General features: G+C 37.7%; 16 protein-coding genes and 2 pseudogenes. 8 read left to right on the top strand and 10 right to left on the bottom strand.

Annotated features, from left to right (window positions below):
* Positions 1-49: 49 nt before the first annotated feature.
* A complete protein-coding gene (locus BCU57_RS06695; RefSeq protein WP_102439296.1) occupies positions 50-2,497 on the bottom strand; it encodes a TonB-dependent receptor in 2,448 nt (815 codons plus the stop codon).
* 555 nt (positions 2,498-3,052) lie between these two features.
* Here BCU57_RS06695 and BCU57_RS06690 point away from each other — a divergent pair.
* The gene (locus BCU57_RS06690; RefSeq protein ID WP_102439295.1) at positions 3,053-4,849 is read left to right on the top strand and encodes an acyl-CoA dehydrogenase C-terminal domain-containing protein; all 1,797 of its coding nucleotides are present in this window, start codon (positions 3,053-3,055) and stop codon (positions 4,847-4,849) included.
* Between the two features lie 62 nt (positions 4,850-4,911).
* On the opposite strand, the gene BCU57_RS06685 is transcribed toward BCU57_RS06690, so the two are convergent.
* Complete coding sequence (locus BCU57_RS06685; RefSeq protein ID WP_102439294.1) at positions 4,912-5,814, bottom strand: LysR family transcriptional regulator; 903 nt, start codon at positions 5,812-5,814, stop codon at positions 4,912-4,914.
* 129 nt (positions 5,815-5,943) lie between these two features.
* Here BCU57_RS06685 and BCU57_RS06680 point away from each other — a divergent pair, with 129 nt between their 5' ends.
* Positions 5,944-6,396, top strand: coding sequence for a PACE efflux transporter (locus BCU57_RS06680; protein WP_102439293.1), 453 nt, complete (start codon positions 5,944-5,946; stop codon positions 6,394-6,396).
* Positions 6,397-6,518: 122 nt separating this feature from the next.
* Here the strand turns inward: BCU57_RS06680 and BCU57_RS06675 are convergent.
* The 4 genes and pseudogenes from BCU57_RS06675 to BCU57_RS06660 form a co-directional block, all read right to left on the bottom strand.
* Positions 6,519-6,809 (bottom strand): annotated as a pseudogene (locus BCU57_RS06675) (NADH oxidase); the annotation flags it as partial.
* A gap of 140 nt (positions 6,810-6,949) precedes the next feature.
* The gene (locus tag BCU57_RS06670; protein ID WP_102439292.1) at positions 6,950-9,262 is read right to left on the bottom strand and encodes a response regulator; all 2,313 of its coding nucleotides are present in this window, start codon (positions 9,260-9,262) and stop codon (positions 6,950-6,952) included.
* Entirely contained in the window at positions 9,252-10,268 is a 1,017-nt protein-coding gene (locus BCU57_RS06665; protein ID WP_102439291.1) for a cytochrome-c peroxidase, read from the bottom strand. Before BCU57_RS06665 ends, BCU57_RS06670 begins: the two co-directional genes overlap by 11 nt.
* A gap of 1,465 nt (positions 10,269-11,733) precedes the next feature.
* Entirely contained in the window at positions 11,734-11,952 is a 219-nt protein-coding gene (locus BCU57_RS06660; protein WP_102439290.1) for a phage integrase N-terminal SAM-like domain-containing protein, read from the bottom strand.
* A 233-nt stretch (positions 11,953-12,185) separates the two neighbouring features.
* On the opposite strand from BCU57_RS06660, the gene BCU57_RS06655 reads away from it, so the two are divergent.
* Positions 12,186-12,365, top strand: a complete 180-nt coding sequence (locus BCU57_RS06655) for a hypothetical protein (RefSeq protein ID WP_102439289.1) — start codon at positions 12,186-12,188, stop codon at positions 12,363-12,365.
* 134 nt (positions 12,366-12,499) lie between these two features.
* A complete protein-coding gene (locus tag BCU57_RS06650; RefSeq protein WP_102439288.1) occupies positions 12,500-13,162 on the top strand; it encodes a hypothetical protein in 663 nt (220 codons plus the stop codon).
* Positions 13,163-13,245: 83 nt separating this feature from the next.
* On the opposite strand, the pseudogene BCU57_RS06645 reads toward BCU57_RS06650, so the two are convergent.
* The 4 genes and pseudogenes from BCU57_RS06645 to BCU57_RS06630 form a co-directional block, all read right to left on the bottom strand.
* Positions 13,246-13,581, bottom strand: a pseudogene (locus BCU57_RS06645) (transposase); the annotation flags it as partial.
* A gap of 337 nt (positions 13,582-13,918) precedes the next feature.
* A complete protein-coding gene (locus BCU57_RS06640) occupies positions 13,919-16,267 on the bottom strand; it encodes a DUF1566 domain-containing protein (RefSeq protein WP_133149347.1) in 2,349 nt (782 codons plus the stop codon).
* A 379-nt stretch (positions 16,268-16,646) separates the two neighbouring features.
* Positions 16,647-17,774: a zinc-binding dehydrogenase gene (locus BCU57_RS06635; protein ID WP_102436559.1), complete on the bottom strand. Its 1,128-nt coding sequence runs from the start codon at positions 17,772-17,774 to the stop codon at positions 16,647-16,649.
* Positions 17,775-17,898: 124 nt separating this feature from the next.
* On the bottom strand, positions 17,899-18,594 hold the full coding sequence (locus tag BCU57_RS06630; protein WP_102436561.1) for a glutathione S-transferase family protein: 696 nt from the start codon (positions 18,592-18,594) through the stop codon (positions 17,899-17,901).
* Positions 18,595-19,126: 532 nt separating this feature from the next.
* Between BCU57_RS06630 and BCU57_RS06625 the strand changes: the two genes are divergently transcribed.
* The 4 genes from BCU57_RS06625 to BCU57_RS06610 all read left to right on the top strand — a co-directional run bounded on the left by BCU57_RS06625 (position 19,127) and on the right by BCU57_RS06610 (position 25,271).
* Positions 19,127-20,304 (top strand): IS3 family transposase gene (locus BCU57_RS06625; protein ID WP_413211413.1). Its coding sequence is split into 2 segments (ribosomal slippage): positions 19,127-19,388 and positions 19,388-20,304, totalling 1,179 coding nucleotides; the frame shifts between segments, so codons are not numbered across the junction.
* Positions 20,305-20,608: 304 nt separating this feature from the next.
* Positions 20,609-22,108 (top strand): hypothetical protein, encoded by a 1,500-nt coding sequence (locus BCU57_RS06620; RefSeq protein ID WP_102436256.1) that lies wholly within the window; start codon positions 20,609-20,611, stop codon positions 22,106-22,108.
* 451 nt (positions 22,109-22,559) lie between these two features.
* Positions 22,560-23,396, top strand: a complete 837-nt coding sequence (locus tag BCU57_RS06615) for an alpha/beta fold hydrolase (RefSeq protein ID WP_102436258.1) — start codon at positions 22,560-22,562, stop codon at positions 23,394-23,396.
* 810 nt (positions 23,397-24,206) lie between these two features.
* Positions 24,207-25,271, top strand: a complete 1,065-nt coding sequence (locus BCU57_RS06610) for a hypothetical protein (RefSeq protein ID WP_102436777.1) — start codon at positions 24,207-24,209, stop codon at positions 25,269-25,271.
* Positions 25,272-26,001 lie beyond the last annotated feature (730 nt).

Genomic DNA, 26,001 nt, shown 5'->3' with positions numbered 1-26,001 from the left:
AAGCCAACAGCGACAATGTAAGTCATTGTCACTATAGGCTTTCTCTTAACTAAAACTCATAGGAAATGTTAGCACCGAAAGTACGAGGTTGATTTGGGTAGCCATTAAAACTACCTGCTTGAATCGGAGGCGGGAATGCTGACAATAAGTATTCGTCGTTGGTTAAATTACGTACCCAAAGCTGTAGATTGATACCATTGCCAAAGGCTAATCCGGTGCTGGCATTAACGGTATTAACTTCGCGAGTTAATGAATCAGGCACGTTTTCAGCTAATTTAGTGTCACTTTCATATAAGTAATCAACTCTAGCGTAGCCATATATGTCCTCACCGATTTCATAATTATAAGCAAGTCCTGCTGTCAGGCTTAAATCAGAGATACCAGCTGGTTTTTCACCGGATAAATCCACAGGCCCGTCTAGACCTGATGCGCCAACAAAGGAATCATAAACAGGGTCAAGGTAAGTCCCAGCAAAGGTGATTGACCAATCACTGTTTAAATTATATTTGGAGTCAAATTCAATCCCTTGAGTACTTTGCTTACCTGCATTAGCTAGCACAAATCCAGTACCGATAAAGATAGATGATTGAAATCCTTCAATAGTTTGATCAAAAAATGTGGCATTAAAAGCGCCATTTTCAAAACGTGTTTTAATACCAAGCTCGTAAACGGTAGCTTCTTCAGGAGAGGCATAACGTCCGCCATAAGCTTGGTTAGGTTGTGAAATACCGGCAGTTTCTAATGCCTCTTGATCTGATGCAAAAGGGCTACTATAACGGGACAAATTCCATGACGTCGCTTTAAAGCCTGTTGCAGCTGTGGCAAATATATTGACGTTATTGTTGATTTCGTAGGCTAGGCGAAATGACCAGGTGGTTTTGCTGTCATCTGTTTTATGGTTTTCTACCACGTTAGGTAATTCCATCATTGGCGGTAAAAATTGTAAGCCTTTCAATACTGGAACTGCAGGAGCTAGTTGGGGGATCGAACCAATGGGCACACCAAACAAGGTAAGATCATTATCTAAATCAATTGCAGAAAATACATCAGTATTAGTTTGTTCTATGGTGATGTCTTTTTGGTCATTAATATAACTGACACCAAAAATAGCCGTTAGCTGTTCAGTGATATGGTAATCAAAGCTTGCGAACAGAGAATAGGCATCATTTTTTTGTTCAAACTCTGAGTTAACGGCTGAGGTGTTTGAAAAAAATGTTCCTGGTTCAAGACCATATACTCCTTCAACACCTGCTAATAACCCTGGGGCACCGCCTGCAGCGGTTAATACATCAAAGTAGTTTCGATTATCATTACCGTAATATAAAGTATCGCCAGTAATCACTTCTTCATGGAACAGATAGGCACCGACCATCCATTCAAAGTCTCGCTCGCCTGTTGAAGTTAAGCGCAACTCTTGAGTGACGGTTTCTATTTCTGTGTGACCACCTTCAGTGAGAATATCTAAAGACGTGTAATCAACATCATTCTTAAATCCTGAATCATTACTGCGATAAGCACTGATTGACGTTAATGCAAAACCATCAAAATCAACGTCAATTTGTAGTGAGGCACCGCCATCTTCGACATTATTGTCAGGATTTGAATTAAGTGCAGATTGATAAGAAAATGAATCATTTTCGTCGATAACAATGCCACCTAATGCGCGAACGGCAGTAGTAGTAGGACCATTAATTGAATCTTCAACAGCGCAGCAGGCCTCTTGAATTTCGCCATAGTCGGCTATTAAGCGAAATTTAACATCTTCAGTGGGTTCATATAAAGCTTGCCCTCGAATGTTCCAACGGTCGCGGTCATTAACATCTGACAGACCAACAATACTTTCAGCATAACCATCGCGAGCGTTATAACCGCCCGATAAACTCACGGCAAACGTATCAGAGAGCCCATTAGTTATATAGCCTTTAACTATTTGCTGATTGTAATTGCCATAGCCTAATTCAACCATGCCTTCTAAATCATATGAAGGTTCCATGGTAGTTACGCTGATCACACCAGCAGATGCATTTTTACCAAATAAGGTACTTTGGGGGCCACTGAGCACTTCTATTTGTTGAACTCGCGGTAAGTCACCTATTTGCGCCGCTGCGCGGGAGCGGTAGACACCATCAATGAACACACCAACCGATGGCTCAATCCCGGTATTATTGGTGCCATTACCAAATCCTCGAATTGAGAAGTTAGTATTGGTAGAGCGCTGTAATGGCGTAACCCGTAAAGTGGGCACCAATGTTTGTAGATCGTTAATATCAAGCGTATTTGACTGTTTAATTGCAGCGCCGTCCACTACGGTTACCGCCACTGGTGACTCTTGCAGGCTTTTTAGGCGTTTAGAGGCTGTGACATAGATGACTTCGATATCATCTTTTTCTTCTGAGTTGGTGTTTACTTCTTCAGCAATAGCCGATGAATTAAGTACCCCACAAACGGCTAACGCGGTTAAAGAGTGCTTAAAGATTTGTACTGTTTTTACATTCATATTTATCCCCAAGAATGACCAATAGTTATTAAGTAACCTTGTCAACAAACTGATTTACTTAAGTTATTTGTGACACTTGAGTGCTCTATTAATAACCAGTAAACATCTAGTTTTTATTTGCGTTATTCAATAACTGCAAGGGAATAAATTAGAAGCTAACCTAAGCTTCTGAATATAACTAACTACCACTTTTATGAACGTTTAAACGCCAAATCATGCTATGTGGAGTTTCTGTATTTATCCAATCAATTGTTTTAATAGATAACTATTCATGTAAGGAATACAGGCAGGGCTCAGTCTATGTATATGTATATGTATATGTATATGTATATGGTATGGAAATTACATCGAGCAACAAATACCCACTGACCCGATTAACTAAATAGCATAAATCAATACCATATTATTTTTACTAATAGATCGTCATAAGTATTATGCATTTGGATAATAGCTTTAGTTAACTTAGCATCGAATATTCGGAAATGTTATTTGTGTGAATTATCATCCAAATAGTCAGTTACCACCTTAAATAAAATAATTATTTGGAGAATGACAATGCCTGACTACAAAGCGCCCATACGCGATTTTAAATTTGTGATGCAAGAGTTACTTGGCTGTGAATGCCATTACCAAGGTCTTGGTTATGAAGATGCAAGTATAGATATGATTGATGCCATCATTGCTGAGGCGGCTAAATTAACTGAACAAGTCGTGGCACCATTAAACCAAATTGGCGACCAACAAGGTTGTACTTGGACTGACGGAAACGTCACAACTCCTGATGGCTTTAAAGATGCCTATAAACAGTATGTAGAAGGTGGATGGCCAACGTTATCGCAATCACCTGAATTTGGTGGGCAAGGCTTACCGCACTCATTAAATATGAACATTGCCGAGATGTTTTCTAGTGCGAATCATAGTTTTGCCATGTATCCAGGCTTAAGTCATGGCGCTTTGGCGACGATTGAAGCCCACGGCAGTGAAACCCAAAAGCAGCAGTTTATGCCAAAACTTGTTGAAGGAACATGGACTGGCACCATGTGCTTAACTGAACCACATTGTGGCACTGATTTAGGCATGTTGCGCACCAAAGCTGAGCTTAACGAAGATGGAACCTATTCGTTGTCAGGGACAAAAATCTTTATCTCTGCAGGTGAACATGATTTATCAGATAATATTGTTCATATTGTTATTGCGCGTATACCTGGCGCACCAGAAGGTAATAAGGGCATTTCGTTATTTATCGTACCTAAGTTTAATGTAAACGAAGATGGCAGTATTTCAGATCGTAATGGCGTGAGCTGCGGTTCTATCGAACATAAAATGGGTATCAATGGTAATGCCACCTGCGTGATTAATTTCGATGCTGCTACTGGCCACTTAATTGGCGAACCAAACCGTGGCCTTAAGTGCATGTTTACCTTTATGAATGCAGCCAGAATAGGTGTTGCAAGCGAAGGGGTTGCTGCTGCAGAAGCTTCATTTCAAGGTGCTTTAGCCTATGCCAAAGACCGTCTACAAATGCGATCAATTAGCGGAGTGAAAAATCCACAAGGACCAGCTGATCCTATTATTGTGCATCCAGATGTACGAAGAATGCTATTAACTCAAAAATCAATTGCTGAAGGTGGTCGCGCTTTATTATCTTATTTAGCCCAACTAGTTGATATTGTCCATGCAGAAAAAAATGAAGCAGTAAAAGCTGAAACTGAAACTAAATTGGCTTTATTAACCCCAATTGCAAAAGCATTTTTGTCTGAACTTGGTTTTGAAGCGACCAGTCATGGAGTACAAATATTTGGTGGTCATGGATTTATAAAAGAGTGGGGCATGGAGCAACTCATGCGAGACACTAAAATTAGCTGTTTATATGAAGGTACAACCGGTATTCAAGCACTGGATTTATTAGCGCGAAAAATAATAGGTACCCAAGGTGAAATATTAAAACCATTTTCAAAAGATGTGACGCTATTTTGCCAACAAAATATGGACGATCAAGCTATGGCTGAGTTTATCCAACCCATCATGGCATACGCTAAAGAGTGGCATGAACTTACTGTTACTATTGGTGCTAAAGCAACAAAGAACCCTGATGAAATAGGCGGGGCTTCAGTAGATTACTTGATGTTTGCTGGCTACGTTACATTAGCCTTTTTCTGGGCAAGAATGGCAAAAGTGGCTCAAGAAAAGTTAAAGACTGATACATCTGAAAAAGCATTTTACCAAGCGAAAATAAAAACCGCACAGTTCTTTATCCAACGTATGTTGCCAAGAGCTAAAGGTCATGCCGCCTGTATTCAGAACGGTGTAGATTCGATGATGGCATTAGATAGCAAAGATTTTGTTTTCTAAACTTTGAGACCTTATTCATATAACCCGCAAAGTAGGTTTTGCGGGTTATGTGTTTTACAAGGCTAATCAGCCATTTCCCAATGAGCATCCTCAAAACTAAGTTGCTGCAATAAAGCAATTAAACTGCTTAGTACTGGCCCTGATTGATGTTGCCGAGAAACTAAGCAACCAACAGGCGTTATCCAGCCTTTGTATTCATGTGCTACTGGTAAACAAACAATATCATCTGATTGAATTTGTTTAACTAATAATGCTGGCACATTTGCCCAACCAACGCCTTGCTGCACTAGTTCAATTAATGTTTGGTGTGTATTGGCATACCAAAGCATTGAGCTAATACCATAACTAAACCACAGTTCATTTTGTTTAAAACTACGATGCACACATTGACGATAGCGCTTTAAATCGGCTCCTTGAACAATATCAAGATTAGCCAAGTGGTGATCTTTTGATGAAATGGTAAAAAACCTCGCTTGACCCAACAGGAAAAAATCCATATCAACTTTTAGTTCACCATCAGCATATATGATACCTACTTGCACTTTCCCTATTCGAATCCATTCTTCTATATCAAATGAAGAAGCAGTGATAATTTCGACATTTGTAATAGGGAATTTGTCGGCCAATGAGGCTAAAACGGATAACAGTTTACGGTCAACAAGACTTTCATCTATCGCTATCACTAACTCGTGTTCATCCTTGTTCGTCAAGGACTCCACTTTTTGATCAAAATACTGCTGTTGATGCAATATTGATTGGGCTACAGGTAGTAAAGCTGCACCGTTTGCCGTTAATACAGGGATGTTTTTTTCACGGTTAAACAACTCTTGGTTAACCGATATTTCCAGGTTAGCAATAGCCTGACTTACGCCAGATTGTGCTCTTTTTAATTTTCGCGCGGCCGCGGAAAAGGAACCCATTTCACACACAGTTACAAAGACTTTTAATTGCTCAAAACTATACATAATCTGACCACGAATAAATTAATTACCACAAGGTATCACGAAAGCTGATGGCTGTTAACTTTGTTTAGCGGTTTTAAAAGTCATAATAGCGACTTGTTTTATTCAGTAATGCTTGTTGGAGCGATAGTTATGGGTACATTAGAAAGGGTTTTTCACTCGGTTTTGTTTGAAGTTTTAGCAGTATCAATGTCAATTGCAGGATTGGCTTTATTTACAGATCATGAGGTTAGTTCATTATCAGGAACTATGATAACAATCGCTTCAATTGCCATGGTTTGGAACTATATTTTTAATATGGCATTTGACCGAATAGTTAAGGGTGAAAAAGAAAAAAGAACCTTTTCAACACGTATTATTCATGTTGGTTTGTTTGAAGCTGGGTTATTATTCTTCACGATTCCAGTGATGGCTTATATCCTCAAGATCAGCTTATGGGATGCTTTTATTCTTGATTTAGGGGTTACCATTTTTATTACCATTTATGCATTTGTTTTCAACTTAAGTTACGATCATTTGAGAGCATTTTACTTAAAAAATAAAGCAGCTAAAAAGGCATCGTTAGCTCATTCTATATCTTCATAAAGTATGAAATTTAGTTAAATAATTATGCTTAAGTTACTGTTTAACTGCCATAAGACGGTAAAAAAGCAGATACCCTAATCAGTATCTGCTTTTACTTATCTACAAAATAATCTACTTAAATATTACTGTCTTTGAGGTGTAATTAAGTACTTTTCACCAGTCGCTTGCTTTGCATAACCAGCTATCGATTTTAAATTCAAAACCTCAGCTAATGTCACTTCATGTGTGTAGTGACTTGCAAATGTTGTAGTAATTTCATCAGCGACACGTTTACGCATAGCGACGACAGTTTCTGTGCCGAGTTTACCCAGTGCATTAAATAATAAAAATCCATTAACACCCCAAGCAAAACCGAAGTTACGGTTAAGCGTAATAGGTCCACGGTTTAATGCGCCGAAAATGTAAATATTTTTAAGTTTATTGAAATTTATAGCTGTTTCAGCAAACGTTCCAATTGAATCTGTATAGTGGTTAAGAATCTCAAATGAAGTTACATAGGACGAATACTTAATGATAAAATCTGCCTAAGCATGTAACCAATATCAGTCGTTCATTACATCAAACAATAAAAATCGGATAATACCTCTCGTATTTTTTCAATTTCATAAGGTTTCCCTAAATGACCATTCATGCCTATTTTCTTATAATATTCAATGTCACCTTCTGTGATATTTGCTGTTAAGGCAATAATATTTAAATCATCTGCACTATAGCTTTTACGTAGTTCTATAGTAGCTTCTTTACCATCCATTATTGGCATTTGAATGTCCATTAATACAACACGATAATTTTTCTTCATTATCAATTCGATTGCCGAGCGACCGTTTTCTGCTAAATCAACATGAAAGCCCAATTTTGTTAATAGTTTTTTGGCTATCAACTGATTTATTTTATTATCTTCAACTAGTAAAATACTATTTTTACCTTTAACAAGCTGATTACTTTCACTTTTGTAAGCTTCTGAATTTTCCTTTAAAAACGATAGAGGGGTATCAATGTTACTATTAAGATTAATTGTTTTACTTAATGACAAAAAGGTTAACGGTTTAGCTAAATATAAAATTGTGCTCTCTACTGGTGCATGTTTTTCGATGTATGCTTGACTATAGGCACTGCATATAACTAATGTTTCCGGACAACAATTTTTAGTCTTTATTTCATTAATAAAATCTAATCCAGTTTCGCCATCTAAACTCCAATCAACCAAAGCTATATCGAATCTATTTTGCTGGCAAAGATTAATTGCTTCTTTTACGCTACTTGAAACTTTAACAGTTGAGCCAATAGATTCTGCCATTTTTTGTATCACATTTTGTGTAACTTTATTATTTTCAAGCAATAATAAATGTTTACTATTCCGCTGTATTAGGTTTAAATTTCCTTTATTTTCATCGACTAATCCTAACGGTAAGGTTACGCGAAATGTTGAGCCATGTGCTAGTTTACTCAAGACATTTATTTCACCATCCATTAAATCGACAAGTAATTTACTAATTGCAAGACCTAATCCTGAACCGCCATATTTTCTCGTAGTCGATTGATCTGCTTGTGAGAATCGTTCGAATAGTTTTGACTGTTGTTCATCTGATAAACCTATTCCAGTATCTTTTATTTCATAAATAATTGTTTGTGACTGCTCATTATCATTCCCCAATGAAGCCTTGAAAATAACATGACCTTCCTCAGTAAATTTTATTGCATTTGATAGCAAGTTTAATAAAATCTGATTCACTCTGACTGGGTCACCCATTATTTCTAATGGTATATCCGGCGATATATCAAAAATCAACTCGATACCTTTGTCTTCCGCTACCATGCCAAGCATCATGATAAGATTATCGATTAATTTATTATGCTCCCAAGGTATATTTTCAATTGTTAACTTACCAGATTCAATTTTAGAAAAGTCTAAAATGTCATTAATTATTACTAACAATGAATCTGCTGAGAACTTAACTTTCTCAAGGTAATTACGTTGTTCTTGATTTAACTCAGTTTGTAATGTCAATTCAACTAAACCGATAACGCCAGTCATTGGCGTTCTAATTTCATGTGACATATTAGCTAAAAATTGTGTTTTGACTTCTACAGCTTTGCGATGTAATTCAGATGTTTCTTCTAAAGCGTATTGATGACGTTTAATAATTATTATAAAGAGGAACAGTAAAGGAAATAAAGAACAAAAAAAGGTAACAATCTGATTGAATTGTATATTTTCAATATCTTTATTTAGTAGGTCTAACTCTTCTATAATCGAGTCAACTACCCTCATATCAATAAGCCTTTGCCGATAATGAGCGGTTAATTCGTAGTTTTCTAATATGAATACACTGTGCAACTTAACTAACTTTAAATATTGATAATTTTCAACTTGGCCATCCTCTGTAATATCTAATAATTTTCTAAGTGAGGATTCATCTTTTTTATTTGGTAAAGTCAATAACGAAAATATTTGTAAACGAATAGCATTTATAATTTGTATAATATTTTTATCATCTACGTTAGGTTTTTGAGCTATTAATCTTAGAGAAGTCTTCATCGTACTGGCTAACTGTATGTAATGTAATGAGTTTTCTTTATACTCGTTTAGTAAGCCATCAAATTTATTATTAAGCCTCATCTTTAATAGTATAGATTCAATTTCAAATTGTATTTGAGCTAGTTTATCATAGTGCTGCTGGTCACTAAAATTTGCATTTAGTAGCTGTACTTTATGCTGAGGTATTAACAGTTCAAGTTGTTGTAAAGGTTTTACTTTTATTTCTTTTTCTTTGTTTTCTTGAATAGAAATAACCCATAAAGTAGAAAACATTGTAAATAAAAACAAGCATGTAAACTCAGGAATATATTTTAAATTAATCATCATAATTTACCTCTATTACTTGAGAGGTAAATGCATGTAATAGTGCCACTATATCGTCAAGCTCTGAATCAGTTAACTGCCTGCCCAACTGAGAGCTAGCCATAATACGAACTGCTTCTGTTAAGCTTTCAACTGCACCATTATGAAAGTATGGCCCAGTTTCAGTAATATTCCGGAGGCTAGGTACTTTAAAGACATACTTATCTTTATCAAGACCCGTGACTTCAAATTTACCTAAATCTAATGTTAATTTTTTGGGTATTGTATTTATTCTTCCTAATTTCTGAAAAATATTACCGCCTATATTTCTTCCTTGATGGCAAGTACTACAGCCATAATTGATAAAGTAATTTAAACCTCTCTTTTGTTGATCTGTTAAGGCAGTTTTATCCCCTAATAAATACCTATCAATTGGTGCATTCGGTGTAATTAAAGATTCTTCAAAAGTAGTAATTGCTTTGATAATATTTTCAGATGTTATGCCCTCATAGCTTAAGTCTTGAAATGTTTCGCTAAAATAACTATCTTGTTTAAGCTTTTTAATTATCTCAGGCCAAGTAGAACCCATTTCAACCGGGTTATGAATTGGACCTTCGATTTGCTCTCTAAGTGAGGCGGCTCTACCATCCCAAAATTGTCTAAAATTAAATACGGAATTAAGTACGGTGGGGGAGTTACGTACACCTTGCCCATTATTTACTCCAATTGATACAGGAAAACTGTCGTCACCTCCAAAGTCCAATAAGTGGCATGATGAGCAAGAGATTGTATTATTTTTAGATAACAAAGGACTATGAAATAGCGCTTTACCGAGGATTAACCACTGTTTATCAATTTCTAGTCTGCGTGGAATTGGCTGAATAGGGCTATCAACTTTCTCAAAATAGTAGTGAGTTTTTGTATGTGACTTTTCTGCTTTTTTTCCTATCGTTGCCATGTACACAGTTGCAGGAACTACTGAGCAAATCAGAATGCCAGAAATTATCAATATATAATATTTTTTGTACATAACGAGTGTCTTAATCCCTTAAGTATTTAGCTAGAACAAAAAGCTATCACTAACGTTATTATATAATAGTTCAATATTTGAAATATTGTTTGTATACATATCAAAAAAGGTAAATTAATTACTCCAATTCTCATAAATTGTATTACCTATGAGTCCGAAGTGGCACTATACATTTAGCCATAGATATTAGGTTATCAGCCTTTATCTTTTGCTTTTTTTAGTTAAGTCGCTCACTCTATTTTGTACAAAAGGGGTTAGGGGACTTAACAGTTATTGTTTGATTCATTCCACGAAAAGCTAGCTTCTAATATTGTCAATTTCAGTTTGCTTTGACCCAACTGTACGATTGTTTATCTAAATAATAAAAAACCTATAACAAATAGAAATAAAACCAATTAATTACTTTGTACAATATATGATTAGAGATGAGCTTTGATACTGTTATTTAAGGTAATCAAAATCCCAATAGAATTACAGATGGTTAAACGAATGCTGTAATAACTTTAAAAATAAACTAACGAGTATCTTTGTCGCGCTATATAATTTTTATGTACCAGGGAAATGACTCCTGAGAGTCTGTGAGGCTATGTGTTTTGGCAATTTATGCACCTCTGTTTAAATTATACAGGCCAAGTCCTTAGTAAAAGTCGCAGATTTCACGTAACGACGCCTAATTATTAAGCATTTTCTTATTCGAGTTAGCTTGTTTAATAATTGTCTTTTTATCTAAATACTAAACTGTTATTTATTATCTATAAATTTCATACACTTAATGTTAACTAGTATTAATAGGTAATGATATTCAGTTTATAAAGAACACCAGAAAACATGCTTCATTAACTTTAGTGTCAGTTTTTGTGTAGTAAATCAATACATGTATGCGGAGTTAACAGCTTACTATATGTTTTCAGTTCGATCTGTAGTTATCTTGCTGAGGGCATAGTTATTGGTACAAGGGCAAATAAAAATCTCATTGCGCAGTAAAATCTCGATCTAAGTGGCAGGGCTTGAAGAAATGATTAGGGACTTTTAAATCGAGATTCTCGGCTTTATGTATTCAATTAATTTCAACAAGTTATTTTATTTTATAAAAACGCATTGTGAACTTCATTTTGAGAATTATTTACAGATATGTACTTTAAGTTGAGATTCTCAATTAGGCATCATTATAAGCCACTCTCTTTATAAACTAAATAGCTAACAAGGAGGGTAATTAGCGTACCTATCTAAACTCAGAATTCATATTAAGAACAATAGATTGATAATCTGAATCATGAGTAAATAATTTTTTTCATAGAAATAAGTTACATTTTTTGGTGAGCGTATAAAAATCTACAGCAGCAATACTCGAAGAAACTGTCAGATTTTACGTAGCGACGCCTGCTTTTTGACCGCTTTAAGGTTAGATTATTGTTTTAAAGTGTTTTTTATGGCAAAAGGGGCGTTATTAACAAAGTTTCTTGGTTCACAGAAATACAATAGAATGTGAATCAATCAAACTGGAAAAGTAGCGCTTTAGGTCATTAGTTGAAAGGTTATCAGGACAAGTGTCGAAATAAGCACTAATACGCCTAACGGCGCGGCTGTAGGCATCGATGGTCGCAGGCCGCTTGCCTTGCAGTGTTAAGTTGGTAAGATGTTGTTCATAAAGAAAATCAAAGCGTTGTTGCTCGTGAGTGTTCATAGTGATACTCCTAGATAACTGCCAAGGTAGGCAGGGTCTAGTAAGTATTTAAGATGGGTGAATAAAGGTGAGCTTTTATCTTTTCTGCCGCACAGCGGCTTCGTTCAACAAGCGCCTCAAAAATGACGTCAAACGCTTGGCTGGCGCTCATTCTTCGCTAATTTTAGCCAAGCATTATCCGCATTTTATGCGGGCGTTAGTAGTCAATGGTTCATCATAGAAAGGAATCTCAAATGAATAAACAATCTAAAGAAAACCTAGCTGAAGCAGCACTCATTGGGACAGGGCTTTTGAGTAAATTTGCTCTCTTGAAATCAATGACCGAATCTAAAACATTAACCATAATGGTGATCCTTGGCTTACTATTTTTTAGTGGTTTTATTTTGTTTTTAGTAAAGATGGCTGGCGCCTAAAGTTAATCTGCCAGCTACTAACAAGCTGCTAAATCCAGATTCACCAAGGCTGTCATGCCATTTGCTGAGCAAATCGCCTGCCAGCACATGGTTCACTTATTAGCAGGGCGTTAAGCATCATTTCAAGGAAGTGTATGAAAGTAGAAAGAAAATATTCTAAAGGCAGAACTTGTCTATCTATTGAAGAGTGTACTTCGTTAGAGATATTGTCTGAACATCCAGATATTGATGCATTATTTATACGGCATTTCCCTAAAATTGAAGGTTTGGACTTAAATCCTATTGTTAACTGTAAACAATTATCAGAGCTATCGCTTTCAACGATACCTGGATGGGATGGCTCAGGAAAAACTCTTAAAATTAAAAGCTTTTCTCCTTTAGCTGAGTTAAAGAACCTTAAAGAGATTAGGGTTTTAGATGTAATTCCATTAGAAGACGGAATTGAGCCGTTAAAGGAAATAAAGAGCCTGAATAGTATTAATTTAGCTAGAAAATATTATCAACTAGAAGATTATGCTTCCATCAAAAGTGCGCTTCCAATGATACAAGGTTTAGAACCTATAAAACAAATGAACTTTAAATCCCTTTGTTCTAAATGTAACAAATATCCTGAATTATATTTAGAGGGAACTAAACCTCGAGCAAGAGCATACGTGTGCCCTAAATGCAATATTAAAGCTATTAATAAACATTTAGAACGCTGGAAAATAGCTAACGGAACACCATCATATGAAGAATTTATTGGAGCTACACCAGAAGATCTTCATAAACAGTTTGGCAAGCCTGAATATGCCTAACAGATAAGGATAGGCCGCGCGTAGCCGCGTCCTTATCCCAAGTGTTGAATAACTTCTAAATAATGGGTGGCTTTGTAACTTAGAGCGTAGAGCCACAATATTTTATCGTCCATAGAGGTAAATCTGGACTGGTGTTTTTTAACTAACAGAGGTTCGAAACTGCCTTCACGGTCTCGCGGCGTATCAAGCTCAAATTGACCATCTTCAGTTTGAATGCGCTTGCTGGTTTTACCGTTACGGCTATTAGCAGAAGTCGATTTATGGTGTTTCTCATAGCCCAGGTGGTCATCCATTTCGGCATTAAGAGCGGCTTCGACCGTTATCTTTTTGAGCATCTGACTGAATTGGTTTAAGTCTTCTGGTGTTTTAATGCTTTTAGCAGCTTCTTTAACAAAAGCTTCAATATCTTTTTTGTTCATGAGTAACTGCCTATCCTTGACTCTCTATAGAGTACGTGTTGATAAGCAGTTACACAAAATTAGTTACAGTCTCCAACTCCTGATGGCTTTAAAGATGCCTATAAACAGTATGTCGAAGGTGGATGGCCAACGTTATCGATACGAAGTTTACTTTGTATTACTGGCTTTTTTATCTTCCCTTTAAATTTGAATAGCTTGTCTAAATATTCTAAATCATAATCAACTGTACTGGTCAAATTCAAACAACCTGTCGGGTTAATCACTTCTCTATATTATGTTAAGTCGATAACAACAGCCTTTCTGTAAAACACAATAATAAGTCGATTCAGTAATGCTTTTACTTGGTGTTTTTAGGCGGTCCAGTAGGTGCCTCATCTGCCGTGATGTAACCATCTTTATTTTTATCAAAATGATTAAAGCGCTTTGTGCCAGCTTTAAACTCTGAAGCCGATACTTTTGCATCGCCATCTTTATCAAATCGATTAATAAATTTATTACTTTGAGTACTGCTTTTGATTTTGTTGTTTTGTTTTTGAGTCGTTGAACCCGTCAGGTTACTTGCCCTTCCATATTCGTTAATATATTCAGTCAGAGGCTGCTCATATGTTTGGGCCGCTAAAACGACATTGCCATCTCGTACACTGCGTACATAATTCTCAACTCGAATAAAATCGCCTTGTGGCCCACGAGACATCGGTGCACCTGTTTTAGGGTCGCTGCGCTGAGAACCCGCGCCATGAACATCCATTGTTATGCCACGCATTTCACCTAAGGCTTTACCAAAGGCCACATAAACCGCTGCAGATTCTGGCACTGGCCCATCAAGATGAGTTGTTGAACTCCAGTAATAAGGATAATCTTTTTCGCCAGATTCATTCTTTATCGAAGATGTGTAAAAAATCGGGTCGATTGCCGCTGAATTAGAGGTTTCAGGTGAGCGGGTATAATCCACGATGCTTTGTAACTCTTTTGCATCTGGTAAACGCCAATCGCTATGGCCAGCTAAAGTTAGATCCTCAGAATATTGCAGTGCTTGTTGCCAATTCAAACCTTTGTTACTGTCTGTCTGTTGCCAAGTTAAACCAGTCGCCAAATCAGTGGTGGTACCATCCTTATTGTCAATGAAGTTGTTTTTACCATAGGCTTTATTTCCCCTCACAAACCTAAAGTACATTTTATTCGGCGTTTTAGTGCGTGGATTAAACTTTGGGTAACCTTTAATACGGCCATCAACAAAATTCACCCCAAAAACCGTATCATCACTTTTCATTGTTTTGCCGACATACTCGGTACTCGACCATGTTTGGGCATCAATCTCTCGTTCTCCAGCTTTAGTATTACCAAGAGGTTGATTGAAGAAACTGGTGTCGATGAAAGGGGTGAGCGCTTTTTCTCCTTTAACGCTGCCTGTAAATTGAATGAGAGAATAGAGCTCTTTAATGGTGGGAATTCGCCAGTCACCATAACCTGCTAATTTTAGAGTGTTTATTTTTAAAAGTGCTTCATCATAACTCAGTTTATCCCCCATCTGTTTTTGCCAGATTAAACCAGTGACATTATCGGTGATAGTGCCATTGTTATTGTCGGTGTAAGAAGGAGGGTTAGTGCTATAACTGGCATCTTGACCATAAAAATCATTGGCATTGTCTGGTAATGGTATTACTGCATTGTTGCTGTAGGATTTTCTTTGTCCGGTATCGACGATTGGGTAACTTGCTATCTTTTGTGATGTTTTGACTATGCTTTCCTTCACTGCAGTATTAACGGCCATAAGATCTTCACTGAAAATGACATTACCACTATAATTTTTATGAATTTCTTTTAAGCTCGCTTCAGCATCAACTTCCCCCGCAGTAAAATGGGTGTAGACCAGATTTTTGACATTAGCTTTTTGGGCAAGTGTACTGGAGTCGTTTAAATTAAGGTGAGCACGATTTTTTTTATTACCGCTCTTTTTATTTTTGTTGTTCGAACCTTTATTTATGCTTTGATCATTAGATTTTTTGTTTTTATTCCGTCCACCTATCATTACCATTCCGCCAGAATCGATAATCATATAATCTGCATTGCTCGCGAAGGTGGGCAGTGCTTCTGAATAAGTCAGATCTCCAGTAATGACAATCGATTGGCCATTGTAATCGAAGCGGTAAGCAACAGTATGAATGGTGTGTGGAACTTGAAGCGTGGTGACCTGTATATCACCGACCTTAAAGGATTCTCCGCCTTGTATATCTGTAACATCAAAAGCCTTGATACGATCGGCAAGGTTTCTCTTAGTTTTGCCTAGTCGATATGTAATATCAGCTTCATACAAATCCAAATTTGTTTCCGTGAGTTTCTTCGTATTGGGTGGACCAACAATGGTGAAGTTATTTCGCCCTAGTAACAGACGAATTAACATGGGTACAAATTCTTCATTATGATCAAGATGATGATGGGTAATAAGTAGGCTAGATAAATGACGAATATCAACGCCGAGTTTAGACAAATTAGCTTGAGTGCCATTACCCATATCAACCAATATATGAGTGTTTCCGGCAGAGATTAACGTACTCGCGCTCGCACGGTTTTCATTATAGATAGGCGAACCAGAACCAATAATAGTGGCCGTTAATTGATCTGCTGCATGAGCAGTAGCAGCTAGCAATGAACTGAACATAAAAAAACCAAATATTATCTTTTTCATAGAAACCTTTTTATGTCTATTGGATGCTATCAACAACGAAAATAGGGTAAATCAAGTCGTCATTATTGTTGCTTGGATATTTAAAATACCAATAAAAAAACCAACAAAAATAAAATTTACTTAACTTTAACAACTTTACATAACGGGCTTTAGTTTATAGTTTTATCCACATAAAGGTATCTCGATGCTGTTAAACGCTAAGGAATGTAGCGCTGTGATTAGGGTGAATTGATGTTAATACAGACATATTAAAGGTAAAGCTGGGGCAGGGGTTTAACTCAGAAATGTAAAAATGTATTGCTTCGTTTTATGTGGAGAAATACGCTAAATAGTTTGAAGTCGTGGCAACAGTTGTTGGCCACGACTCTTTAAAATTGAATTAAACTTGAGGGGTAATTAAGTACTTCTCACCAGTAGCTTGCTTTGAATAACCCGCTATCGATTGTAATGTTAATACCTCTGCCAATGACACTTCATGGGTGTAGTGGCTTGCAAACGTTGTGGTAATTTCATCAGCAACACGTTTACGCATTGCCACGACAGTCTCAGTGCCTAGTTTGCCGAGTGCATTGAATAATAAGAATCCATTGACTCCCCATGCAAAACCAAAGTTACGATTCAGCGTAATAGGTCCACGGTTTAAAGCACCATAAATGTAAACTTGTTTGAAAATGTCAGAACCATAAACACTATGTTCTGTCATATCACGAGATGCGGCAACTTCCATACTGTTAAGGATGTCACTGGTTAATTGACCGCCACCAATGGGATCAAACGCAATCGTTGCACCAGTTTCAATGATTGCAGCAATTAAATCAGCAAGGAAAGTGTCACTAGTTGAATTGACAATATATTTTGCCCCCATATCTCGTAAAAGCGTTTCTTGTTCAGCTTTACGGACGATGTTAATTAAATCGACGCCATCGGCAATACAAATACGGTTTAGCATTTGGCCAAGGTTAGATGCCGCAGCCGCATGAATGATGGCTTTATGGCCTTCAGCGCGCATCGTTTCAACCATTGCTAATGCGGTAAGCGGGTTCACAAAAGATGAAGCGCCTTCTTTAGCTGTTGTGCCTTCTTTTAACTCTAAGCAACTTCGTACATTGGCACAGATATATTGACGATAGGTGCCACCGCCAATAACAGCAACGGTCTTGCCCATTAACGCTTGCGCTGCAGGAGAAGATCCCGCTGCTATGACGGTTCCAGCACCTTCATTACCCACAGGTGTGGCTTTACCTACACGTGTTTTAACTGCAGGCATATAGTGAGCGGGGACATTCGCGGTGATAGTAGGGTTCTGTTCAGTGCCAGATTGTGTCGCGGTTGTCATATCAGCTGCGCTGAATAAAACGGCTAAATCAGAAGGATTTAAAGGTGCAGCTTCAATGCGAATAACGATCTCATCGGCAGAAGGTTGTGGCATTTCGATGTTTGTTAAAGCCAGTGTTAGTTTATTGTCTTCACTGATTGTTGAAGTCAGTTGAATATTGGTATCAGTCATAAGGTTTTGCTCCTGCAAATAATTAAATTTGGTGTACCAATAACGTTATTGTATTGGTTGTATTTTGTTCGTTTTAAAACTCAAGTACTAATTTAAGTTTTAGATATTTTTATGATTTAAGTGACTATGCCGCTTTTTCCGCTTCTGCTGCTTGGATCTGAGCTTGTAGCTTTTGCATAAACTCGGGCATATTTGCCAGTCGGTCAGCCTCTATACTTTGGGCAATGGCTGATTGACTCATGGAATCATTCCACTGTTTCATACCTGGGACCTGTGCAAGTACATCCCAGTTAAGTTGGCTAGACGCAAATGCACTGACAATGGTGTTTACGTGATAAACGTAGATATCAGCCATGGTAAATTTTTCACCAGCAATCCACGGTGAAAACTGACCCAAGCGACTTAACGCGATAACGCCACGATTTAATACTTGGCGTACTTCAATCGCTACCGATTCAGGTATGTCGGTGCCTGAAAATACATATGGTATAAATCGTCTGCTTGGCAGTTCAAAATAGAGTTCTGCTATTTTCATGATTTGACGTACAACTGCACGTTCACCAGCATTTTCAGGGTATAGCTGATGATCATTCGATGTAGGGTAATTCTCTTCGATAAAATCACAAATGACACTCGACTCTGAAATATTAAGACCTTCAGAGGTTGTGATAACGGGGACTTTTCCTGCTGGACTGATTGCGAGTAACGCCTCACTACCACCGTAAATAAGGTTTTCTTGGAATGGCAGTTCTTTGTATAGCAGCACATGTTTCACTAGGTTGTAATAGTTGCTAGCAGCAAAACCGTGCAAAATAATCATAAATCAGTTTTCCATCTTTAATGTCTGGATTGTTGTTAATGGCGAATAAACACAGTTAAAGTTCTTGTATTTAACTCGTTGCAACAGAGAGGGTTGCAATGTTTAAGATAAATCCATTATTACTGGTTTTTATGGGGTTATATATAAGGAGATATGTGGAACACTATTGCTTAAAAGACAATAGTAAGACTGGAAGGCCGTAATATTTAAGTTGTTTTATTCTAAATAGGTTAGGGTGATTAAAACGAGTAAAGGGAAATTACATCTTGCTCAATCTATAAAAATCAGCTTTATCATCTCGTTAAATTGACGAACTTGCACACGGTAACTTTGGTGAAATAGCCAAGTAAAACTTAAAAAATTTCAATATAAATTCACAATGTCATAGCGAACAACAAAGCAGACTGCTCTAGTCAAAGTAATAAGTTAGCAGCTCAAATAACATTATTTAAAATAAAACTGTAGTGGCATAGTTAATTTGGCCACCTAGTTAGAGGTGATATCATCACCTCATAAGTTAACAGGTGACACTATGAAAAAACGTACAAGAAGACTTTTTAGTGCAGAGTTCAAACTTGAATCTGCACAACTCGTGCTAGATCAGAATTACTCAATTGTTGAAGCTGCTCAAGCTATGAATGTGGGCAAATCAACCATGGATAAGTGGGTACGACAATTAAGAGAAGAGCGACAAGGTAAGCAGCATAAAGCATCACCTATATCACCAGAACAAGTTGAAATTCGAGAGTTAAAAAAGCAACTAGCTCGCCTCCAGGAGCACAACGAAATATTATAAAAGGCCACAGCTCTGTTGATGTCGGACTCACTGAACAATTCTTAATAATTGAGAAACTCAGGCAGAGCTATAGCATAAAAACATTATGCGAAGTGTTCAGTATTCATCGTAGTAGTTACAAGTATTGGAGAAAGAGACCAATAACCATTAACGCAGATAAGGTTAAGCTTCGCAGCCTAGTCAGCGAAGTACACACTGCAAGTAATGGATCGGCAGGTGCTAGAACGATTGCAGATATGGTTAGCCAGCAGGGTGTCTCGCTAAGCCGTTATCGTGCCACTAAGTTGATGAAAGAGCTTGGTATAGTTAGCTGCCAGGTACCTAGGCACAAATACCGAAAAGCGACACTAGAACATATTGAAATCCCTAATCACCTAGGTCGACAATTCGCTGTCACAGCTCCGAATGAAGTCTGGGTTGGTGATGTTACCTACGTGTGGGCTGGTAACCGTTGGATGTACTTAGCTGTGGTGATTGATCTATTTGCACGTAAAGTGATTGGCTGGGCTATGTCGTTATCACCTGATAGTCGTTTAACTGGCAAAGCGCTTTCGATGGCCTATGAAGGTCGTGGTAAACCTAAAGATGTTATGTTCCATAGCGATCAAGGGACTCACTATACAAGCAGAAGATATCGGCAACTATTATGGCGATACCAGCTCAAACAAAGTTTATCTCGACGTGGGAATTGTTGGGATAATAGTCCTATGGAACGTTTTTTTAGGAGCCTTAAGACAGAATGGATACCAACTACAGGGTATCGTAATTTTACTGAAGCGCAGAATGAAATTACACGATACATTATTGGATATTATTGTCAGCTTCGGCCGCATCAATATAACGGCGGGCTGACGCCCAATGAGTCAGAACGATTGTTCTGGTTAAACTCTAAGACTGTGGCCAATATTTCTTGACCACTACAGTATTACCATTCGATATAGAGTTAGGAAAGCTAGTTGTTGAGAGTCCCATAACTGCACCCCATATTTATTAGTTGTCTTGTAAAGACCATTTTATTCCACCTTGATACTAAATATGTGATTAGTATCAAAGTGCCCGTCTAAAATTACTCATATTGTTTAATCATTAATGATAATTAAGCTCATATTAAGGGCTGAAAAGGATAATTATACTCCGTGTTTGATAATTGTTTTTTTAGTTAGAAGCTGATCGTTTACCCATGTTACTTTGTTTGGCTGAGCTAATTTTGAGGTTGGTATGGATAGTTTGATACTGTGGGGCTTAGCCATTGCCGCAATATGGTTTTTCTTTTTTAGAGATAAAGAAGCTGAGAAGCCATCTAAAAGGGAAGCACCTGATAGAAGCGAACGTACTAATGAGGTTTCTGTCGCTCAGGCTCCAAGACGTGCTTCTACACCTAAGGTTACCATCCCTTTTTCTGATTCGGGCAAAACTATTTGGGCTGGCGAACCTATAGAGCTTAAGTTTTCTTATAAGTCTAATGGTAAACGAGCTCAGTCTCGTTCAGTTCTAGTTGACCGATATTTTGAAAGTGGTGGAAACAGGTATATTGCTGGGCATTGCCTCTTTAAAGGTGCCCCTCGTACATTTAAAACAAGCAGAGTCACTTCGAAGGTTACTGTAGCAAAACTAGGCATGTCTTTTGATATATCGGTTATTCAAAAAGGTTTTAGGGAGCGGGATCTATCATTCGGTGAAGATAAAGTTTTTCTAGATAATCACAAGAAAAGCACGAAACGGCCGACTCTGCATGATGGTGACAGTTATGATATTAATCCTCCAGTGTTAGCTGCTTTTGTATATGGTAGTTCTTCTACCAAGCAAGTTACTACGTACATAAGGCAGGTAAAAAAACGAGTCGGAAGGGTCTTTGTTGTTGGACAAGAAAGCAAAGGGGATATCTCATTAGAGTTCAGATCAGATAAGATAGCTGAGCCCATTCAACTTGATCAGGGAAGTGTATCTCGTATTGAGTTCTTAGAGTTTCTTTATAGCCTCTTTAAAGCAGAGTTTGAGTGTAAAAAGGGCATTTCTCAAGCCAATCGAGCAGCAAAGCTATCCAAACTAGGCGCTATCGATTGGGAGACTGAAGGGTTGCTTTCAACTAGTGGCTATCACGTTGGTAAAACTAAAGGTGTGAAGCAACAGGTAAGACGCGAGATTTTAAGTGATCTACTTTTACATGATAATCTACGTGATGTCGATAATATTAAATATGCCCGAGAGTGGGGAAAAGCGAGTAGTAAGCTTAGGTTCACTAAGCTTAAGAATGTTTTGAATAGTTTTTTGAAAACATCAGAAAAGCGGAATATGTCTAGCAAGATAGATTTAGATCAAGCTATCGATGAGTGGCGAAGTGACATTGCTTTTTTAACTAAGGAGTTTAGCTCCTATGGGAAGGGGACTAAAAAACAGTCTAGTCCCAAAAAGGCTAGTACAGCTGCTGTAAAACCAATTAAAGGTACCGATACACCAATTTCCAGTAATCCCTTTGTAACAGCTAAACCTATAAAAGTAGGGCAAGATCCGCTTAAAGAGGCCATTGAAGCTTCAGCAAGGAGGAAGAACTTACCGGAGGTAGAGTTTGATGCCAAGAAAATATCATTTTGGCTTAGAACAGGGCTTAGTGAAGAAGAGATATATATTCAATTACTGTATTCAGGAAAATTGATTGAAGAAATTGATTTTCAAGCTGTGATGAGTGAGGCTAAAAATAAAGTAGGAAGACTAAAATGAACAACAAACAACGAAGTGGCCAGATTAACTAAGTCACTTAACTTTCCATCAGGTGCCGCTCTTCCGATCTTTAGACGCGATGTGTAGTAGATGACCGATTTTGGCCATTCGACTAGCAGTTTTGCAATACCTCTATTAATCCGCGAAGTACTAAATTAGTAAATTCGCTGACTTATTTGTGTCCATCTTTGAGTCAGCGAGCCTGCGCTGACTCACTTATGCCCCCCTTTATGAGTTGCAGACGATAAGCAGCACACAACAGTAGCCAGTCAGTTGACCTACTTTTGGTAATCGATAAATGACAGTTACTGACCACTTTAGGTATGACATCAATATCTATAATCTCTTTTCAGTCTTTTTGCTCGTTTATTCAGCATGGCTTTGCTAGAGTGCTTATTAATCAATAGCTTTGCTAAAGCGAGGCTTAAATAATTGGTTTCAAGTGCGCACTATGCGAGATTTAGTGCTTCAAGGAGAACCCGTGAGATTTGTTTTTTTGTTTATCGTTTTTTTTATTGCTGGTGAAGCTATAGCCAAACCAAATTTTATAAAAGTTAACGGTTATGACGTTGAATACGAAATTGCAGGAAATGGTTCAAAGACTGTTTTCCTAGAAGCAGGTGGGACTGCTGGGCTATCAGATTGGGAACCTATATTTGAAAAACTTGCTAAAGATACCCGCGTTATTCGCTATTCACGGATAGGTAATGGTGGCTCGCAAAAAGTCAGAAAAAACTATAGCTCTGAAGAGTATGCGGAGGAAGCTCGTTTATTGCTTGAAGTTTTAAACATTAAAAAACCAGTAGTTTATGTTGCGCATTCATATGGTGCTTATATTGCCAGACGATTTTCTGCAACCTATCCTGAATGGGTTTCTGGATTAATGTTGATTGAGCCTGCCTCTGAGCATGATGTTGATATTATGAGAAAAATCGATTTGGAAAAAGCAGAGAAGGAAATCGCTCAAATAAAATTAGATGACCAAGCAAATGGCATGTCTAACCAGTATCTCGATTTTTGGTCAAAACGCCCACTTCCTGATTACCCTGAGATTCCTAATATTCCGGTTACAGTCATTGCGTCAGTTAAAAAGTATCAAAATCCTCCAGTGCTATTTTTCAACGATAAAGCTCGCACGATGTGGGGACAATTGCATTCAGATTGGGTACTTAGTTTTCCGAAAGGTAAAATAGTATTGACTGATAAAAGCTATCATTATCCACAAAATGATGAACCAGAAATGGTCATTAATGAAATAAAAGCTCTGCTGGATCGAATTAAACACTAATCGGGTAGCCGGAGGTATCTAGCCTCCAGCCCCCACACCACCCTGCATGCGGCTCCGCACAGGGCGGTTCCCAAAGACTTTCAGAACAGGTTGGCCGATTAGCTCCGACATATCCCAATGCTGGCTTCTGTATTATCAACGCCAACACTCCTAAACCCGGTCGGGCATGAAATATTGAGTTGCACAGGCTCCTCACTGATCTTTAGGTTCAGGCCTTCACCATGTCCCAACCATTACGATGGGCGTTCGGCTACTATGCCGTCTGCTGACTTCTGCTTAATCACATCCCGAGTTACCCCGTTATGCGCTATCGGTTTTCATCTGGTTCGCTCTTTTCAGTCGATGACGCTGAAAAGCCAAGGCACTTATAAACCAGAGCCTCACTGGTTAATGACCGATCGCGTGTTAAGTAGATCTCCCCAGATAAGAACATGAACTTTCTTTGCACTGCTGCATCATTTACGGTGGCCATTAGATCACGTGATTTCGTCGTCTTGTGCCAACTCATCTCTAGCCTACGCCTCATATGATGTTCTTGTTCATCAGCTCGCAAATTTGCTAGCGGCTTCCTCCAGACCAATCCTCGCGGATAAGCCCTTGCCATTCGCTAGTAGTTAACGTTTAATAACAGCATGTTAACAAACGGTGACCTTCCTACAGAGGACTTTCACCTCATTAGTTCATGCCCATGCTGGGCGTACGCAAGGTATTTAAACGGAACTAAAACAGTGGGTTACGTTTCGCTTCGCTACACATTTTAACCCACTATTTTAGTCCGCTTAATGCGGCGTTAGCAGTACAAGGTAATCTATGACAATCGCGAATTTCGACTCAGTACCTTTTAGGGATATATACGGTGATAAAAAAGGTGTGATAACAGGTGAATTTAATACTCAATCTCTCAGCGATTACTTAATCGAATACTGGGTAAGCTATGTAGAGTGTCATCATTGTCCTAGGGAAAACACCTGCAAATTTGCTATACCCCATCCTAAATGGGAATGGAAGAAACTAGAAATACTGTGTGGAGTTAAATCAGAGTTTATAAGAAACTTTGTAGCCTTAACATTTGAAGAGTACATAGGTGCTGACAGTGATGCTCAAGAGAGGTTGCTGTCAGCTACATTTCACCTTTCAGAATATGCCATTATGTCAGAGCAGCAGATTGGTTGGACTATAGATGATGAATGGCTTAAAAACTTAGGTACATACGGTAAAACATTTCTTGGGAATATTGTTCACTTAAGAGAAAAACTGACTCATGCAGCTCAAGATTTATCTTATGTACCAAATCTATACAACCGTAAGCCAATACTATTGGTTGAAGGACAATCTGAAAAAGCATTTTTAGATAAATTACGTGAGTCACATAACAGCTGGTTTACTGATCTAAGGACAGAGGTCTATGGCGGTAATGGTAATGCGCATCCGCGAAGGATTCAGATGCGCCTTGAGAAATATGTAGAAGATGGATATACCTGCTTTATGCAAGGTGATAAAGATGGAAAAGAAAAAGGAAGCTTTGAAAAGCTTATAAAACAAAAAGTTGTCGAGGAAAAAAACACTTTTCTTTTTGATTATGATTTTGAGTCAGCTATTCCAAGAAAACTACTACTTATAGCATTACATAACTTAGAGTTACTGCTAGACATTGACAGTGATGCTTTTTTGGAAAAAACGGATAGTGAATCCTCTATTTGCATTCAAATTAAAAATGTATTCGAGCTTGATTTAGAACCTTACAAGGTGGCGCTCGCTGATGAAATAGGTTGGGTTTTTAATAATAGTCAATTTCATTGGTATCAAGATAAAAGTGATTTTATGGAAAAAACCGAACTTGGGCGTTTTTTGGATTTTGTTATTAAAATGCATTAGTACTGCTAACAGATAAGGATAGGCCGCGCGTAGCCGCGTCCTTATCCCAAGTGTTGAACAAGCCCGAGTGATACCTTTATAGTGTAAATATCGACGTAAGATCTCACTTATTTTAGCCAACTGCAATTTGCCGCTTAAAACGGCGTTACCGTATATCCACATGCCATACATTCCCTAATGAGACTCATAACTTTAAGAGCTTTAACTCTAACAAACTTTTGTCCAAAAGTGGGTTAGGGAACTAACTTGTATTTGCCCCAAAACGTGTTTGAAATGGATATCTCTCGAGGTTTAGTCATTTGTATTTACCCTCAATAATCTAATATCACCTTCAATAGAGTGGCCAAATTCGCTATACCACTACACTTTTTCTAATCGATTATGACCGCCTTACTTGTCGTCCAAATGACTGGTTGCCTATACAGGTATAACTGATTTTCTCCAAATTGAGATAATTCTGGCGCCAAAGGATGCGTAAAGTGAGCTTTTTACGCATCGATAATTTTGTAACATTCGAGAAAACCCTTACATATCAATCTACTGCGAAATTTTTTAAAGTGTTGTATAGACCTCGTAAACAAAGACGCATTCTTTTTCCTGCAGTATTTTGAGCATTACTTACGTATTCGCGAAAATATTCCATTTACAACAATGGCTTAGCGATGGTACCTTTGAAGTTTGAATTGAGTAGCCTGGAACATTATTGTGATGCTATTGAATAAGCTGTTAG

Origin of the sequence: Shewanella sp. 10N.286.48.B5 (genome assembly GCF_002874355.2) — a bacterium.
Taxonomy (GTDB): Bacteria; Pseudomonadota; Gammaproteobacteria; order Enterobacterales; family Shewanellaceae; genus Shewanella.
This window is presented reverse-complemented; position numbering and strand designations above follow the sequence as displayed.